14 protein-coding genes are annotated in these 16,082 nt (G+C 73.2%); 6 read left to right on the forward strand and 8 right to left on the reverse strand.

What is annotated here, in order from left to right; genetic code table 11:
* Positions 1–79 precede the first annotated feature (79 nt).
* On the reverse strand, positions 80–1,009 hold the full coding sequence (locus ACFO4E_RS20015; protein ID WP_378577020.1) for a nitroreductase/quinone reductase family protein: 930 nt from the start codon (positions 1,007–1,009) through the stop codon (positions 80–82).
* 445 nt (positions 1,010–1,454) lie between these two features.
* Between ACFO4E_RS20015 and ACFO4E_RS20020 the strand changes: the two genes are divergently transcribed.
* The gene (locus ACFO4E_RS20020) at positions 1,455–1,799 is read left to right on the forward strand and encodes a hypothetical protein (RefSeq protein ID WP_378577021.1); all 345 of its coding nucleotides are present in this window, start codon (positions 1,455–1,457) and stop codon (positions 1,797–1,799) included.
* Between the two features lie 50 nt (positions 1,800–1,849).
* Here the strand turns inward: ACFO4E_RS20020 and ACFO4E_RS20025 are convergent, their stop codons facing one another.
* Together ACFO4E_RS20025 and ACFO4E_RS20030 are read right to left on the reverse strand one after the other, a co-directional pair.
* Positions 1,850–4,789, reverse strand: a complete 2,940-nt coding sequence (locus tag ACFO4E_RS20025) for an FAD-binding and (Fe-S)-binding domain-containing protein (protein WP_378577023.1) — start codon at positions 4,787–4,789, stop codon at positions 1,850–1,852.
* Positions 4,790–4,854: 65 nt separating this feature from the next.
* The gene (locus tag ACFO4E_RS20030; protein ID WP_378577024.1) at positions 4,855–6,039 is read right to left on the reverse strand and encodes a pyridoxal-phosphate-dependent aminotransferase family protein; all 1,185 of its coding nucleotides are present in this window, start codon (positions 6,037–6,039) and stop codon (positions 4,855–4,857) included.
* 331 nt (positions 6,040–6,370) lie between these two features.
* Here ACFO4E_RS20030 and ACFO4E_RS20035 point away from each other — a divergent pair, with 331 nt between their 5' ends.
* The gene (locus ACFO4E_RS20035; RefSeq protein WP_378577026.1) at positions 6,371–7,846 is read left to right on the forward strand and encodes an SLC13 family permease; all 1,476 of its coding nucleotides are present in this window, start codon (positions 6,371–6,373) and stop codon (positions 7,844–7,846) included.
* A 21-nt stretch (positions 7,847–7,867) separates the two neighbouring features.
* Here ACFO4E_RS20035 and ACFO4E_RS20040 read toward each other — a convergent pair whose 3' ends face one another.
* From ACFO4E_RS20040 to ACFO4E_RS20050, 3 genes are read right to left on the reverse strand one after another with little or no spacing between them, the layout of a single operon-like run.
* Positions 7,868–8,689: an ATP-binding cassette domain-containing protein gene (locus ACFO4E_RS20040; protein ID WP_378577027.1), complete on the reverse strand. Its 822-nt coding sequence runs from the start codon at positions 8,687–8,689 to the stop codon at positions 7,868–7,870.
* A complete protein-coding gene (locus ACFO4E_RS20045) occupies positions 8,686–9,741 on the reverse strand; it encodes an ABC transporter permease (RefSeq protein ID WP_378577029.1) in 1,056 nt (351 codons plus the stop codon). Before ACFO4E_RS20045 ends, ACFO4E_RS20040 begins: the two co-directional genes overlap by 4 nt.
* Before the next feature lie 55 nt (positions 9,742–9,796).
* Complete coding sequence (locus ACFO4E_RS20050) at positions 9,797–10,855, reverse strand: substrate-binding domain-containing protein (RefSeq protein ID WP_378577031.1); 1,059 nt, start codon at positions 10,853–10,855, stop codon at positions 9,797–9,799.
* A 452-nt stretch (positions 10,856–11,307) separates the two neighbouring features.
* Here ACFO4E_RS20050 and ACFO4E_RS20055 point away from each other — a divergent pair, with 452 nt between their 5' ends.
* Positions 11,308–12,324 carry a LacI family DNA-binding transcriptional regulator gene (locus ACFO4E_RS20055; protein ID WP_378577084.1) on the forward strand — a complete coding sequence of 339 codons (1,017 nt, stop codon included), beginning with the start codon at positions 11,308–11,310 and terminating at the stop codon, positions 12,322–12,324.
* 5 nt (positions 12,325–12,329) lie between these two features.
* Here the strand turns inward: ACFO4E_RS20055 and ACFO4E_RS20060 are convergent, their stop codons facing one another.
* On the reverse strand, positions 12,330–12,554 hold the full coding sequence (locus tag ACFO4E_RS20060) for a ferredoxin (protein ID WP_378577033.1): 225 nt from the start codon (positions 12,552–12,554) through the stop codon (positions 12,330–12,332).
* A gap of 10 nt (positions 12,555–12,564) precedes the next feature.
* Positions 12,565–13,596, reverse strand: a complete 1,032-nt coding sequence (locus ACFO4E_RS20065) for a cytochrome P450 (RefSeq protein WP_378577034.1) — start codon at positions 13,594–13,596, stop codon at positions 12,565–12,567.
* A 683-nt stretch (positions 13,597–14,279) separates the two neighbouring features.
* Here ACFO4E_RS20065 and ACFO4E_RS20070 point away from each other — a divergent pair.
* The 3 genes from ACFO4E_RS20070 to ACFO4E_RS20080 all read left to right on the forward strand — a co-directional run bounded on the left by ACFO4E_RS20070 (position 14,280) and on the right by ACFO4E_RS20080 (position 16,028).
* Positions 14,280–14,540: a hypothetical protein gene (locus ACFO4E_RS20070; protein ID WP_378577036.1), complete on the forward strand. Its 261-nt coding sequence runs from the start codon at positions 14,280–14,282 to the stop codon at positions 14,538–14,540.
* A gap of 163 nt (positions 14,541–14,703) precedes the next feature.
* Complete coding sequence (locus ACFO4E_RS20075) at positions 14,704–15,354, forward strand: P1 family peptidase (RefSeq protein WP_378577038.1); 651 nt, start codon at positions 14,704–14,706, stop codon at positions 15,352–15,354.
* Positions 15,351–16,028, forward strand: coding sequence for an FMN-binding negative transcriptional regulator (locus tag ACFO4E_RS20080; protein ID WP_378577039.1), 678 nt, complete (start codon positions 15,351–15,353; stop codon positions 16,026–16,028). Before ACFO4E_RS20075 ends, ACFO4E_RS20080 begins: the two co-directional genes overlap by 4 nt.
* Positions 16,029–16,082 lie beyond the last annotated feature (54 nt).

A 16,082-nucleotide genomic window follows, 5' to 3' on the forward strand; every position in this document is an offset into this window, starting at 1 on the left:
ACGGCGCGGCCGCCCCCGGCGAGCGCCGCCCCGGCCGCCGACGCGGTCACGCGGCCGGCGGCCGGGGCTCATGCGGAGGTCACACCTCCGCGCCGTCGGCCGCGACGGGGTCCGGGGGCCCCGCCGGCATCGGGATCCCGGCCAGCACCGGGATCAGGGACTCCTCTTCGTAGTCGAGGTGGGCGCGCAGTTCCACCGACAGCAGCTCCAGCTCGGCGCGGAAGCGCCCCGGGTCGGCCGCCTCGATGTCGGCCAGCAGGGCCAGGAGCTCGCCCTGGATCCGCTCGACGGTACGGTGCTCCTCGCGCAGCCGTGCCACGGTGTCGCGCAGGTGGGGGTGGTGCTCCTCCAGCCCGGGGAACATGTGCGCGTCCTCGCCGGTGTGGTGGAACTCCAGGGACTCGCAGAACGCCAGGCAGTGCTGGCGGAGCTGGAGACCCAGCCCGGGCGGCGGCGGATCGCCCGGCCCCTGGTGGGCGGCGCGCGCCGCGAAGTAGGCGTCGGCCTCGACCCCGACGCGGTCCAGCTGGCCGCGCAGCCAGGTGTGGACCCGCACGAGCATGTCGCCGAGGTCGGCGGCCGCGTCCACCTCCTCCTCGGGCTGGGACCGGTCCAGCACCACGACCGGGATCACCCGGTCGGTCTGCTCCTGGTAATCGGCGTATCCGGGCACCTCGCCCACCACGTGGGCGAACAGGCGGTCGCGCTGCCCGCCCTGCGCGGGCACGGCGATCGCGCCGAACGCCTCGGTGCCGATCTCCACCCGGACCATGGGGTGGGCGAGCAGGTTGTGGTACCAGGCGGGGTGGCGGTCGGAGCCCCCGGCGGAGGCCACGACGAGGAGCCGGCCGCCCTCGCGGACGAAGCCGAGGGGCGTGGTGTGCTCGGCGCCGGACTTCGCCCCCGTGGTGGTCAGCAGCAGGAGGTCACCGCCTTCGAAAGGGCCGCCGACCTTGCCGCCGTTGGCGCGGAACTCGTCGATGATGGACTGGTTGAAGGATTCGGGCATGCGGAATGGACTCTCCAAGCGTGAATGGGTCCGCGTGGTCGCGGTGGTGGTGGAACAGCGGTGCTGCGGACAGCACACGGCAGCCGCACGGGCCCTCGCCCGGGGATGGGGACACGCGTCGAGCACACTCGGCCGCGGCCGCACAGGCCGGGCAGCCCTCGAAAAAGGGGGGGCGGGTGTGCTCGTCTCACATGGCACACAGCGGTGCCGGAGGCACCGGGGAAGGCGAGGGACGGCGCGTGGGCGCGGTCAGATCAGGCGCGACTCATCATGGCATCGTCCCTCGGATATAAGGTGCTCGCTTGGCCGACCGCCGTCCTCTTCGGCGGACGCCACGCTGCACGCCCCCCATTACAGCCACTCCCACCCCCGGCTGTCAACGCGGACGGGCCCTACTGTGGTGGCCCCGGCGCGCGGCGCGGCCGGGCAGCCGAGGGAGGGGCACATGGGCGGCGACGATCCGCACATCCACGTCGACTCGACGGCGGTCCACGGCGACGCCGCCGTCCGCGACGTGCCGGCGTCGACGTTCGGCCTGGCCGGCGACCTGCCGGGCACCGTCGCGACGGGATGCGGGCTGCGGATGCCCTATGCGATGACCTCGCCACGGCCCGAGAGCGTCACCTGCCTCGCCTGCCGCGAGCACGCGCGGATCGCGCACCTGCGCTTCGCGGAGCAGGTCGAACGCCTGGGCCGCATGCCCGGATCGGTCATCGGCCCCGCCGAGGCGCGGACGGCCGCGGACCGGCACCGCGGCCTCGCCGCGCGGTTCTCCGGCGCCGGGGGCTGAGCCCGTACGGCCGGTGCGCGCCCGCCCGCGCGGGCAGGCGCGCACAGCCCTCACGCGGTCCCCGGGGCCTCCTCCAGGCAGTCCCGGATGAGCAGGACGGGGTGCCGGGCCTCGCGCTCGGTGCCGTGCCCGATCTGCTGGCGGCACGAGACGCCGGTCGCGGCGATCACGGTCGCCTCGGGCTCGGCCTCGATGGCGGGGAACAGCCGGTCGGCGCCCACCTGCATCGAGGTCGCGTAGTGCTCGGCCTCGAACCCGAACGACCCGGCCATGCCGCAGCACCCGGCGTCCAGCTCGACCACCTCGGAGCCCGGGATGCGGCGCAGCATGTCCACCGTGGCCGCGGTCCCCACCTCGGCCTTCTGGTGGCAGTGGCCGTGGAAGAGGATGCGCCGCCCGGCGGGGCCGGCGTCGGCGCGCAGCCGCAGCCGCCCGGCGTCGATCGCCTCGGTGATCAGCTCCTCGACCTGGCGGACCCGGCCCGACAGGTCGGCCACACGCGGGTCGCCGGGCAGCATCGAGGCCGCCTCGTCCTTGAGGGTGAGGATGCAGGAGGGCTCGCAGCCCACGATGGGCGTGCCCGGCTCGGTGCCCTCCGACAGCAGGGAGACGAGCCGGCCGGCCTTGGCCTTGGCGTCGTCGACCAGGCCCTTGGACAGGCTGGAGCGCCCGCAGCACCCGCGCGACTCCAGGCGGACGTCCCATCCGGCGCGCTCCAGGAGTTCGATGGCGGCGCGGCCGATGCCCGGCTCGGTGTAGGTGGTGAAGGAGTCGGCGAGGAAGGTGAGCTGCCCCAGCGGTGCGGGCCGGGGTGCGGTGCGGCGCCGGGTGAACCAGCGGACGAGGTGGGTGCGGGCGAAGGCGGGCAGGGGGCGCCGCGCGGTGATGCCCACCGTCTTCTCCACGAGCCACCTCGCCCCGGGGACGCGGCCGGGCAGGTTACTGAGCGGCGCGGTGGCCGATCCGAGGCGGTAGAGGGTGCGCACGGCGCCGAAGACGCGGGTGCGCAGCGGCACGCCGTGGGCGTCGTGGTAGTGGGCCTGGGTCTCGCTCTTGAGCTTGGCCATGTCCACGCCGAGGGGGCATTCGCTCTTGCACGCCTTGCACATCAGGCACAGGTCCAGTACCTCGTGCAGGCGCTCGTCGCCCAGCGCGGCCCGCGGGTCGGGCTCGGACAGCGCCTTGACCAGGGCGTTGGCGCGCCCGCGGGTGGCGTGTTCCTCGTCGCGGGTGGCGATGTAGGACGGGCACATCGCGCCGCTGCCGCTCTTGCGGCACAGCCCGATGTTCATGCACCGGTCGGCGGCGCCGCGCATGCCCCCCACGACGTCGAAGGAGAGCTTGGTGCGCAGCGGGCCGGGCTCGGGCAGGGCGGCGTCCCGCAGGTTGTCGGTCATGGGCGGGGCGTCGACGATCTTGCCGGGGTTGAGCAGGTTGTCGGGGTCGAACGCCTTCTTGACCTCCTGCATGGCCGTGTAGAGGTCGTCGCCGAAGATCTCGCGGTTGAATTCGCTGCGGGCCAGGCCGTCGCCGTGCTCGCTGGAGTTCACCCCTCCGTACTCGGTGACGAGGTCCTTGACCTGCTCGGCGACGGCGCGCATCTTCTCGGCCTCGCCCGGGGCGGCGAGGTCGACGAAGGGCCGGATGTGCAGGCAGCCGACCGAGCAGTGCCCGTAGAACCCGGCCTCCAGGCCGTGGGCGTCGAGGATCTCCTTGAAGCGGGTGGTGTATTCGACCAGGTGGGCGGGGTCGACCGCGGTGTCCTCGACGAAGGCGAGCGGCCGGCGGGTGCCCGATCCGGCCGCCATGAGCAGGCCGAGGCTGGACTTGCGGACCTTGAGCAGCGACGCCTGCTGCTCGGGGGTGACGGCCTGGAGGGTGTGGTAGCCGTGGCCGTTGGCCTCCCACAGCCGGGTGAGGCGGTCGAGCCGGTCGCGCAGGTCCTCCAGGTCGTCGCCGGAGAACGACACGAACAGCAGCGCGCCGGGGTCGCCCTGGAGGATGCGGCCGAGCCCGGCGTACTCGATGCGCTGCCGTGAGAGGTCGAGGATGGTGCGGTCCATCAGCTCCACGGCGGCGGGGTCGCAGGCCAGGGCGTCCTGGGTGCCGGCGATGGCCTCGGGGGTGGTGTGGAAGTGGCCCACGGCGATGACGGTGTGCCGGGGCTTGGGCACCAGGTCCACGACCGCCTCGGTGGCCAGGACCAGGGTGCCTTCGGCGCCGACGACGAACTTGGCGAGGTCGAATGGGGTGTCGTCGGCGAGCCGGTCGAGGCGGTAGCCGCAGGCGCGCCGCCAGAAGTCGGGGAAGCGGGTGGCGATCGCGTCGCCGTGGGCGGCGAGGATGCCGGGCAGGGCGCGGTAGACCTCGCCCTCGCGGCCGGGCCGGGCGGCGTGCTCGCGCAACTCGGCCTCTGTCAGCGGGGCCAGGCGGGCGGTCGCGGCGTCGGACAGCACGACCTGGAGTTCGCGGACGTGGTCGATGGTCATGCCGTGGCGCAGCGACCCGCTGCCGGCGGAGTTGTTGCCGATCATGCCGCCGATGGTGGCGCGGTTGCTGGTGGAGGTGTCGGGGCCGAACATCAGGCCGTGCGGTGCGGCGGCGCGGTTGAGCTCGTCCTGCACGACCCCGGGCTGCACGCGGGCGGTGCGCGCGTCGGGGTCGAGTTCGAGGATGCCGTGCATGTGCCGGGACATGTCGATGACGATCCCGGCGCCGACGGTCTGCCCGGCCAGGCTGGTGCCGGCGCCGCGGGCGGTCACCGGGACGCCGAACTCGCGGGCCACGGCCATGGTCGCGGCGACGTCGCCGGCGTGGCGGGGCAGGACCACGCCGGCGGGCGTGATGGCGTACATGCTGGCGTCGCGCGAGAACAGGTGCCGGGTGTAGTCGTCGAAGCGCACGTCGCCGTCGACGGCCGCGCTCAGGCGGCGCTCGATCTCGGTGCGCGCCGCCGGGGGCGCGGCTGGTTCGGTGCCGATGGTGGTCACGGGACGTCCTTCGCAGGTGGATGGGGTGGGCCGTGTTCTCGCCACACGCGTGGCCGCGCCTGCGGTCAGGCGGGGGCGGCCGGGCGGCCCAGGACGTCGAGCGCGGCGTTGATCCCCTCGGTGCCGACGTCGAGCCCGGACGCGCGCAGCCCCATCTGCACGCCGGCGAGCGTGCCGGCCAGGGTGAGGTCGTTGGTGTGGCCGAGGTGCCCGATGCGGAAGACCCGGCCGGCCAGCCGGCCGAGCCCGGCCCCCAGGGACATGTCGTAGCGGTCCAGGATCAGGTCGCGGATGCGGTCGGCGTCGTGGCCGTCGGGGACGACGACGGCGGTGAGGACGCCGGAGTACTCGCGCTCGTCCTTGCAGAGGACCTCCAGCCCCCAGCCGCGGACGGCGGCGCGGGTGGCTTCGGCGTGGCGGGCGTGGCGGGCGTAGACGTTCTCCAGTCCCTCGGCGTAGAGGATGCGCAGGGCCTCGCGCAGCCCGTAGAGCATGTTGGTGGCCGGGGTGTAGGAGGTGAAGCCCGTGGCGTTGGCGCCCAGGATGGGGGTCCAGTCCCAGTAGGAGCGGGGCAGGCGCGCGGTCTCCGCGGCGGCCAGCGCCTTGTCGCTGACGGCGTTGAAGCTCAGGCCGGGCGGGAGCATCAGGCCCTTCTGCGAGCCCGAGACCGTGACGTCGACGCCCCACTCGTCGTGCCGGTAGTCGAGGGAGCCGAGCGAGGAGATCGTGTCGACGAGGTAGAGCGCGGGGTGGCCGGTCGCGTCGATCGCGCGGCGGATGTCGGCGATCCGGCTGGTGACGCCGGTGGAGGTCTCGTTGTGCACCACGCAGACGGCCTTGATCCGGTGCTCGGTGTCGGCGGCGAGGCGCTCGGCGGCGGCCTCGGGCGAGGCCCCGTGGCGCCAGTCGCCGGGGACGAACTCCACGACCAGGCCGAGCCGGGTCGCCATCTCCTGCCACAGGGTGGCGAAGTGCCCGGTCTCGAAGCAGAGCACCCGGTCGCCGGGGCTGAGCGTGTTGACCAGGGCCGCCTCCCAGGCGCCCGTCCCCGAGGCGGGGTAGATCACGACCGGGCCGGCGGTGCCGAACACCGGCTTGATGTCGTGGAGGAGTTCGGCGAGCAGGTCCGAGAACGCCGGGCCGCGGTGGTCGATGGTGGGGGCGGCCATGGCGCGCAGCACCGAGTCGGGGACGTTGGTGGGGCCGGGGATCTGGAGGAAGTGGCGGCCGGTCGGGATGGTGGTGGTCATGGTTCGGCGGTCTCGCAATCAGTAGAGATAATCCACTTTGCGGAATGCTTATTTCGCACAGCGAATTTTAGGCGCACTCGGACGCCGCCGACAACCCCCTGACCGGCCGTTGGTCACCGAACACGCCATGTCAAGTCGACAGAGAGGGTTGACGGGCAATGAGAGGAAGAACATACTGCTGCGTGTTCTGCCTGACAGAAGCGATCTTCTGCGATACGGAATCAGCAGTGTGCTGGCGGCAGCACGCCCCGGACAGCGCCGTTCGGGACCTCCGACCAGTGCGCGCCACCACCCGACCGCCCGCCGCCGCGCGTGCGCCCCAGGGGGCTCCATGTCCGTTGAGCTGGTCTCCATCCTCGTCCTCGTCCTCGTCTTCCTCATCGCCACCTTCACCTCCGCCCATATGGGCGCTCTCGCCCTGGTCGCCGCCTTCGTCGTAGGGACGGCCGTCGTCGGCGAGACGCCCGACGACATCTTCGGCGGATTCCCCGGCGACCTCTTCGTCATCCTCGCCGGGGTCACCTACCTGTTCGCCCTGGCCAAGGGCAACGGCACCGTCGACTGGCTGGTCCAGCAGGCGGTGCGCGCCGTGGCCGGCCGGATCGCCCTCATCCCCTGGGTGATGTTCCTGATCACCGCGGCCCTCACCGCCGTAGGTGCGGTCGTACCCGCCGCCGTCGCGATCATCGCCCCGATGGGCATGGGATTCGCCGCCCGCTTCCGGATCAACCCGGTCCTGATGGGGCTGCTGATCATCAACGGCGCCAGCGCCGGCGGCTTCTCGCCCCTCAGCATCTTCGGCGGCATCACCAACGGGGTCGTGGCCCGCAACGACCTCGGCGGCTCGCCCCTGACGCTCTTCGTCGCCTCGTTCGTGTTCAACGTGGTCCTGAGCATCGCGGTCTTCTTCATGTTCGGCGGCCGCAAGCTCATCGGCCGCCGCGCCGAGACGGCGGGCGCCGGCGCCGCGACGCCGGACGGCGGCGCCGGGGCCCCGCCCGCGGACGCCGGCCCGTCCGGGCTCCCGGACCCGGACCCGGCCCCGGGAGGGACCGGGCCGGCCGCGCCGGAGGGTCCCGGCGGCTCCGCCACCGTGCCGGCCTCCTCCGGCGGGACGGGCACCGGGGTGCGCACGACATCGGTACCGCGGCCGCGGACCGCCGAGCCGGGCGCCCCCGCACCGGCCGGCGCCGCCGAGGAGACCCTGACGCTGAACCCGGAGCGGGTCCTCACCGTGATCGGCATCCTCGCGCTGGCCGTGGGCGCGCTCGCCTTCGACCTCGACGTGGGCCTCATGGCGGTCAGCGTCGCGGTCGTGCTCACGCTGGTGGCGCCCGGATCGGCCAAGGGCGCGATCGACCGGATCGCCTGGCCCACCGTGCTGCTGGTGTGCGGGATCGTCACCTACGTGAGCCTGATGGAGCGCATCGGCACGGTGGAGTACCTCGGCGGCGGGGTGGCCTCCATCGGCGTCCCGCTCCTCGCGGCCTTCGTGATCTGCCTGATCGGGGCGTCGGTGTCGGCGTTCGCCTCCACCACCGGCATCCTCGGCGCGCTGATCCCCCTGGCGGTGCCGTTCCTGCTGGCCGGGGAGGTCGGGGTCATCGGCATGATCACCGCGCTGGCGATCTCGTCGTCGGTGGTCGACTCCTCGCCGTTCTCCACCTCCGGCGCGCTGGTGGTCGCCAACGCGCCGGAGGAGCAGCGGGCCCGGGTGTTCCGCACCCTCATGATCTGGGGCATGAGCATGATCCTGGTGGCCCCGCTGCTGGCGTGGACGGTGTTCGTCGTGCCCGGCTGGTGGTGACACCCGGCCCGCTCACCGTGCCTACCCGCCGGCGGCCGCGGCCGGCGGGCCGGGCACGGCCGGCGGGTCGTCGATGGCCATCGCGCCCGTCATGACCGCGACCACCTCCGTCATGCTGTACTGATCGGGCGTCACGCACGCCACCCGGCGCCCGAGCCGCTGGATGTGGATGCGGTCGGCGATCTCGAACACGTGCGGCATGTTGTGGCTGATCACGATGACCGGCAGCCCGCGGTCGCGCACGCGCAGGATCAGGTCGAGCACCGCGCGCGACTCGCGCACCCCGAGCGCGGCCGTGGGCTCGTCCATGATCACCACCCGGCTGCCGAACGCCGCCGCGCGCGCCACCGCCACCGCCTGGCGCTGGCCGCCCGACAGCGTCTCGACCGCCTGGCCCGGGTTCTGGATGGTCATGACGCCGAGGGAGTCCAGGTGCCGCCGCGCCTCCTCGCGCATCCGCCCGTGGTCCAGCGAACGGAACACCCGCCCGAGAACACCGGGGCGGCGGATCTCCCGGCCGAGGAAGATGTTGGCCGCGATGTCCAGGGAGGGGGCCACGGCCAGGCTCTGGTGCACGGTCTCGATCCCGGCGGCGCGCGCCGCCGGCGGGGTGTCGAGGCGGACCGGGTGGCCGTCGATGCGGATCTCCCCAGCGTCGGGCACGACCGCGCCCGACAGACACTTGATGAGGCTGGACTTGCCGGCCCCGTTGTCGCCGATGACGGCGAGGATCTCCCCGGGGTAGAGGTCGAGGTCGGCCCCGCCGAGCGCGGTGACGCTGCCGTAGCGCTTGACCAGGCCGGTCGCCTGGAGCAGCGGGGTCGTGGGGGGCGTCTCGCTCATGCCTTCGCCCTCCGGATCCACTGGTCCAGGGAGACCGCCATGATGACGAGTACCCCGACCGCGAAGTTCTGCCACAGCACCTCGACCCCGGCCAGGGAGAGCCCGTTGCGGCAGATGCCGACGATGAGCGCCCCGATGAGCGTGCCGGCGACCAGCCCCCGGCCGCCGAAGAGGCTGGTACCGCCCAGCACCACGGCGGTGATGCTGTCGAGGTTCTCCGTCAGCCCCGCCTGGGGGCTGGCCGACCCGACCCGGCCGATGAGCACCCACGCCCCGACCGCGTAGATCAGGCCGGCGAGGATGTAGACGCTCAGCAGCACGCGCTTGGTGCGGATACCCGACAGCCGGGCCGCCTCGGCGTCGTCGCCCGTGGCGTAGACGTGCCGCCCCCACGCGGTCATCTTCAGCGTGTAGGCCACCGCCGCCACCAGGACCAGCATCAGCACCGAGCCGTAGGTGACGCTGGTCTGCCCGATGCGGAACACCTCGCCGGTCCACAGCAGCAGCGGGGACATGTCGGTGCCGCGCACGGTCTCGCTGCGCGAGATCCACAGGTTCAGCGCGAAGTAGATGTTCATCGCGCCGAGCGTGACGATGAACGGCGGCAGGTTGAGCCGGGTGACCAGGGCCCCGTTGAGCAGCCCGCACGCCGTGCCGCAGGCGAAGCCGGCCAGCAGCGCCACCGGGCCGGGCAGGCCCGCCTCGGCGGAGGCCCTGGCCATCACCATCGAGCACAGCACCATGACGGCGCCGACGGACAGGTCGATCCCCGCGGTGAGGATGATCAGGGTCTGCCCGACGGCCAGTGTGCCGACGACGGCGGTCTGCTGGAGGATCAGGGAGATGTTGCCGGGCAGCAGGAAGTTGTCGGCGACCAGGGAGAACGCGGCGACGGCGATCACCAGCACCGTCGCCGGGCCCAGGATCGCGTGGGCGTGCAGCAGCCGCTGGAGGCGCTGGGCCGGCGACGGGGCGGGCGCGGCCGGGCCGGGGGGTGCGGGCGGCGGGGAGGCGGCAGGGGGCCGCACGGCGGATGTGTCGGAATCGCTCACAATGGCTCGCAGACGTTGCTCGGCGGCTCGGGGTTCGCAGGGCGGGGCCGGGAGGTCAGCCCCAGCAGTTCTCCAGGCCCCACGCACTGTCCTCGGATTCCACGCCGTCGACCGGGTCGTCGGTGATGAGCCGGACGCCGGTGTCCACGAAGTCCTTGCCCTCGGTGTTCTCGGGCAGCCGTCCGTCGTCGGCGTAGGCGGCGACGGCCGCCACACCGTCCTCGGCCATGACCAGCGGGAACTGCATGGCGGTGGCCTCGATGACCCCGGATCCGACGTTCTCCACGCCGGGGCAGCCGCCGTCGACGGAGACGACGGTGATGTCGTCCTGGCGCCCCGCGGCCTCGACGGCCTCGTAGGCCCCGGCCGCGGCGGGCTCGTTGACGGTGTAGACGAGGTTGATCTCCGGGTCGCGCTGGAGCAGGTTCTCCATGGCCTGCCGCCCGCCCTCCTCGGCGCCCTCGGTGACCTCGTGGCCGGCGACGCGGTCGTCGTCCTCGTCGCCGATGACGCCCTCGTCGGCGATGTCGATGCCGAAGCCGCTCAGGAAGCCCTGGTCGCGGCCGATGTCCACCTCGGTGGGGTTGGGGTGGAGGTCGAGCATCGCGATGCGCGCCTCCTCCCCCTCGGCCTCGAACCTCGCGCTCGCCCACTGCCCGATGAGCTCCCCGGCGAGGAAGTTGTCGGTGGCGAACGTGGCGTCGACGGCGTCGGCGGGGTCGGTCGGGGTGTCGAGGGCGATGACGAGCATCCCGCTGTCGCGGGCGCGCTCTAGGACGGGGACGATCCCCTGGGAGTCGTTGGGCGTGATCAGCAGGCCCTCGGCGCCCGCCGCGATCAGGTTCTCCACCGCCTGGATCTGGCCCTCGTTGTCGCCGTCGTGCTCGCCGGCGTAGGTCTGGAGGGAGATGCCGTGCTCCTCGGCGGCGGCCTGGGCGCCTTCGCGCATCTTCACGAAGAAGGGGTTGGTGTCGGTCTTGGTGACGAGTCCGACCAGCGCCTCGCCGTCGTCGGCGGATCCCCCGCCGCATGCGGTGAGGGCGAGGGAGAGGGAGAGTGCGGCCCCGGCGAGCGGCAGGACGCGGCCGCGTGCCGGATGGGGGGTGGAGGGCATGACGTCTCCTCACAGACAACGGTGGTGTGTCCTGAGTCACGAGAGACAACGTTGTCCGTGAAGTGTGACCTCCGCATGACGGGGTGTCAATAGACCCTCACACAAGGGGAACGGAGGCGGAAACGTCCCCTCCGAGGTACCTTGACAACGTTGCCCCGGCCACGCATCGTGAGGGGCGCCGCACCGGTGCGCCCCGGAAGCGGCGTACACGCCGCGCTCAGGCACGGCCGGCGCCCGCGCGGCCCGCGGCCGGTAGGGGATCCGTGCTCTCCGGCCGGGGCGGCGGCACGGGCCGCGCCCGCCCGCCGCGGCACGGGACGGCCCATGAGCGGACCTGTCCTCGGCGCAGACCCGCGGCCCGGCGCCGCACCCGGACCAGGAAACGGGGGACATCGGTGCACGGTGACGCCGACACGGCGGCCTCGGCCCAGCGCCCGCTGCGCCGCTCGACGATGCGCGACGTCGCCGCGCTCGCCGGAGTGAGCATCAAGACGGTCTCACGGGTGATCAACGGCGTCTCCAGCGTCGCTCCCCCGCTGCGGGAGAAGGTGCAGAAGGCGATCGAGCAGCTGGACTTCCAGCCCAACCTGGCGGCGAGCAGCCTGCGCCGCGCCGGCCACCGCACCGGGCAGATCGCGCTGCTGCTGGAGGACCTGTCCAACCCGTTCTCGGCCACCCTGAACCGCGCCATCGAGGACGTCGCCCGCGCCCACGACACGCTGGTATTCGCCGGAAGCGTCGCCGAGGACCCCCGACGCGAGGTCGAACTCGCCCGCGCCTTCACGCTGCGCCGCGCCGACGGCCTGGTGATCGTTCCGGCGACGGCCGACCAGACCTACCTGCACAGCGAGGTCCGCGTGGGCACCCCCCTGGTGTTCGTCGACCGCCCGCCCAGAGGGATCGTCGCCGACAGCGTGCTCAGCACCAACACCGAGGGAGCCGCCCGCGCCGTGGGCCAGCTGGCCGACCACGGCCACGAGCGGATCGCCTACCTCGGCGACCACGCCGCCATCGTCACCGCCGCCCGCCGCTTCCGCGGCTACGAGCAGGAGATGGCCCGGCGCGGGCTGCGGATCGACCCCCGCACCGTCCGGCACGACCTCAACGACGCCTCCCTGGCGGCAGCGGCGGTCACCGAGCTGCTGGCCCTGGAGGAGCCGCCCACCGCCCTGTTCACCAGCCAGAACCTGGTCACGATCGGCGCGGTCACGGCGCTGCGCGACCTCGGCCTGCGCCACCGCGTGGCGGTGGCCGGTTTCGACGACTTCCCGCTGGCCGACCTGCTGGACCCCGCGGTCACCGTGGTCGCCCAGGACGTCCGGCGGATCGGCGCCACGGCGGCCCGGCTGCTGTTCGAGCGCATCGAAGGGGGCGACGGCCCGCCGCCGCGCGAGTGCCTGGTGCCGACCCGCCTGATCCCCCGCGGATCGGGCGAGATCCGCCCGCCGCGGGAGACGCGCCGGCGCTGACGCGGTCAGTCCTTGGGGGCCAGGACCGCTCCCGCGCGGTCCAGCACCATGATGGCCTCGACCGGGCAGGACTCCGCCGCGTCGAGCACCGCGTCATCGGGTTCGACGCTTTCGGCGACCGCCTCCGACAGGCCGGTGTCGTCGTCGAACGCGAAGTGGCCGGGCGCCGCCCCCACGCACATCCCCGACCCGATGCACATCGACCCGTCGACCCGGACGTTCCAGCTCATGTTCCGCTCCTCACCAGCTGACCGGCAGTGCGATCAGCCCTCGTGCCAGCGTCCCAGTCTTCCACCTCAGATCGGGCTCGGGGACGGCGAACCGGAGCCCGGGAAAGCGCCGGGTCAGGGTCCGCAGGGCGACCTGGAGCTCCATGCGGGCGAGCAGCGCGCCGAGGCAGTGGTGGACGCCGTGGCCGAACCCGAGGTGCGGGTTGCGGTCGCGGTCCAACACCACGTCCTCGGGGTCGCCCCACACGGCGGGGTCGCGATTGGCGGCGGAGACGAACGGGATCACCGCGTCGCCCGCGCGGACCGTGCCGCCGGCGAGTTCGACGTCCTCCAGCGCATAGCGGGCGAAGTCGAACGCCTCGCCCAGGGGGATGTGGCGGGTCAGCTCCTCGACGGCCGGCGGGATCAGCCCGGGGTCGGCCACGAGCCGCGCCCACGCCCCCTCGCGGGTCAGCAGCGCGTAGACGAAGTTGGCGATCTGCGACGACGTGGCCTCGTGCCCGGCGATCAGCAGGGTCATCGCCAGCGACACCAGCTCGGCCTCGCTCAGGCGGTCGTGGTCGTCCCTGGCCTCGACGAGTCCGGTGATGAGGTCGTCGGCGGGCTCGGCCCGGCGGAGTCCGATGAGCCTGCTCACGTAGGCGCGCATCGCCTCGGACGACTCCTCGACCTCGTCGCGGGGGGCGGAGGTCGAGATGATGGTCTCGGACCAGTCGTGGAACAGCACGCGGTCCTCGAAGGGCACCCCCAGCAGCTCGCAGATGACGGCGATGACGAAGGGCAGGGAGAAGCGCTCGACCAGGTCGGCGGGGGCGCCGTCGGCCAGCATCTCCGTGAGGAGGCGGTCGGCGATCGCCTCGGTGCGCGGTTGCAGCGCCTCGACGCGCCGCGCGGTGAACGCCTTGGCGACCAGCCGGCGCAGCCGGGTGTGGTCGGGGGGATCCATGGAGACGATGGTGTCGGGGCGCATCCGCAGCGGGCGCGCGCGGGGTTCGTCGCGGTCGACCGCCACGGCCCGGCTGAAGCGCGGGTCGGACAGCACGGTCTTGACGTCGCGGTACCGGGTTACCAGCCACGCGTCGTCGCCGTAGGCGAGCCGGACCCGGACCAGGGGGCGGTCGCGCAGTTCGGCGTAGGCGGGGTCGAGAGTGAGGCGGTCGGAGGGGTTGAAGGGGTAGGGGCGCGCGGTGGATTCGGTGATGCTGTGCTCCCGAGGCGTCGGTGCCGGTGCGCGGTCATGTGGCGACCGCCCGCGCCACCGGCCCGCAGGCGACCCCCGTACGTGATCGAACCCTCACGAAATGTTATACCCGCACGGCAAGCGGGATCCACGCTTTCCCCAACCCCCGCGCACCTGTGCTCACGCACCGGCCGACCGGTCCACCCCTCGGCCCGGCGTCCGGTCACCGCGTACGCGAACCGCCGCCGCCGAGCCGGACGGTGGCCGGGTCCGGTCAGCGGGATGCCGTGGTGCCCAATGTCGCCTCGCGATCGCGGTCGCCCCGGCACGATCGGTCATGACGCCTTGTCCCCGCACTGGGCGGACATCCCTGAGTCGAGAGGCGCGTGATGGTGCGAGCACTAACCGGGATCTTCATCCTCGCGGCACTGACGGCGTGTGGGGGCGGTGAGAGCGGGGCAGACCCGTCTCCCTCCCCTTCGCCATCCGCTTCTCCTTCGCCATCGCCATCCGCCGAGCCGGCGTACCCGACGGCGCCGCCTCCGGTGACATCGACGCCCTCGGCGGACATCACCGAGGAGGAGGCCACCGGCGACGCCTGCGAGGGCGTCGACGAGGCACTGGAAGCCCGGGAGACCGGCAACGCGCTCCTCGCAGGCGGCAGGATGCAGCTCACGCTGACGCAACTGCAGGCGAATCGCCCCTACCTCGACGATGAGGTGGTCCGGATCTATGAGGAGAATTTCGAGGAGCCCGAGGAGACGGTGTCGCTGCTCGCGGACTGGTGCGAGGAGAACGGCTACTAGCCGAACGCCGGCCGGGGCGTCCCACGCCGCAGTGCCCGGCGGAGGGCGGTGACCCCTCATGTGAACGCGCCGGCATCGGGGCCGCCGCGGGCGGACTCGGGGCACCGAAGGGATCGGTGCGCAGCAGTTCCTCGGCGCCGCCGCGCGCGCACCACTCCCGGTGGTGGCGGTCGAGGTCGGCGGAGCAGTCGCTCTCGCCGCTGGAGACCACGAAGGCGGGGCGGCGCGCGGAACGGCGGACGGCGGAGCGGGTGCGGACCACGCGGGGGCGGAGGGCACGGCCACGCCGGGAATCGGCGGCAACACCACCCTGACCGTACTGGTGACCAACGTGCGGCTGAGCGACCCGTCGCTGCCCCGGATGGCGCGGCAGGTCCACAGTTCGATGCACCGCGCGATCCAGCCGTTCCACACCGAGACCGACGGCGACATCATGTACGCATTGACCACCGACGAGGTCGCCCTGACCGGAACGACCCCCACCGGCCTGGGCACCCTCGCCTCCGAGGTGGCCTGGGACGCGGTCCTGTCCTGCGCGGACCGACCCCACCCCGGGGGCGTCGAAGCCCGGCGGGGGCACCGACGCCCCCGCCGGGCAAACCGCGCCCGCGACACGACAGAGACCGACACCAAGAGCAAGGCCAAGACGACGGTGGCCACCGGCCCACCACGCCGCCGGCCACCGGGAATCGACGTCCCGCCGAACCACTCGCCCCGCGACCACGGGACCAACGCCCGGCCGGGCCGGTCTCACCCGCGTCTCCAGGAGACGACACCCCACCGAGCCCACAGCCACCACACGCCCACACGATGACAATGGAAGTGGACGACCGCATGCACACCTTCCCGAGCTACGCGGCCGACGACCCCCGCCTGGCGGCGGCTCTCGTCCGGGAGCACCCGTTCACCCTGCTCGTGAGCGGCGGTGAGGTCCCCGTGGCGACCCACACCCCGGTGATCCCCGAACCGGGCGGCGGCGCCGTCACCTCCTTCGTCGGCACCACCCTGCTGGGGCACGTCGCCCGCGCCAACCCGCACTGGCGGCTGTTCGAGGAGCACCCGCGGGTGCTCGTGGTGTTCTCCGGGCCCCACGGCTATGTGTCGCCGACGACCTACGACGCCGATCCCACCGCGCCGACCTGGAACTACGCGGCCGTGCACCTCACCGGCACGGTCGAGCCCATCACCGACGACACCGGGGCTCTCCGGGTGGTGGAGGAGACCGTCCGTGCGATGGAGTCGCGGCGCTCACCCGCCTGGGACATGGCCCCCTCTCGCGAGCTGTTCCACCGGATCATCGGCGGCGTGGCCGCCTTCCGCATCCACGTGGAGACCCAGCAGAGCACGTTCAAGCTCAGCCAGGACCTCGAAGCGCCGATCCGCCACCGCGTCCGCGACGAGTTCGCCGACGGCGACCACCCCAACCCACCCCTGGCTGACCTGATGACCCGCGCCGACCCACGCTACGACGCGCCACCCGACCACTGACCCGCCGTCGACGCCCGGCCGCTGCAACTCGCCACCGAGCCCCGCCCGGCCGAC

The sequence above is a fragment of the Nocardiopsis mangrovi genome (genome assembly GCF_042653925.1).
Classification (GTDB): domain Bacteria; phylum Actinomycetota; class Actinomycetes; order Streptosporangiales; family Streptosporangiaceae; genus Nocardiopsis_B; species Nocardiopsis_B mangrovi.

Coding starts and splice junctions, on each gene's coding strand:
- ACFO4E_RS20015 (WP_378577020.1), bottom strand. CDS start 1,009: ATGCCCGAATCCTTCAACCAGTCCATCATCGACGAGTTCCGCGCCAAC.
- ACFO4E_RS20020 (WP_378577021.1), top strand. CDS start 1,455: ATGGGCGGCGACGATCCGCACATCCACGTCGACTCGACGGCGGTCCAC.
- ACFO4E_RS20030 (WP_378577024.1), bottom strand. CDS start 6,039: ATGACCACCACCATCCCGACCGGCCGCCACTTCCTCCAGATCCCCGGC.
- ACFO4E_RS20035 (WP_378577026.1), top strand. CDS start 6,371: ATGTCCGTTGAGCTGGTCTCCATCCTCGTCCTCGTCCTCGTCTTCCTC.
- ACFO4E_RS20040 (WP_378577027.1), bottom strand. CDS start 8,689: ATGAGCGAGACGCCCCCCACGACCCCGCTGCTCCAGGCGACCGGCCTG.
- ACFO4E_RS20050 (WP_378577031.1), bottom strand. CDS start 10,855: ATGCCCTCCACCCCCCATCCGGCACGCGGCCGCGTCCTGCCGCTCGCC.
- ACFO4E_RS20055 (WP_378577084.1), top strand. CDS start 11,308: ATGCGCGACGTCGCCGCGCTCGCCGGAGTGAGCATCAAGACGGTCTCA.
- ACFO4E_RS20060 (WP_378577033.1), bottom strand. CDS start 12,554: ATGAGCTGGAACGTCCGGGTCGACGGGTCGATGTGCATCGGGTCGGGG.
- ACFO4E_RS20080 (WP_378577039.1), top strand. CDS start 15,351: ATGACAATGGAAGTGGACGACCGCATGCACACCTTCCCGAGCTACGCG.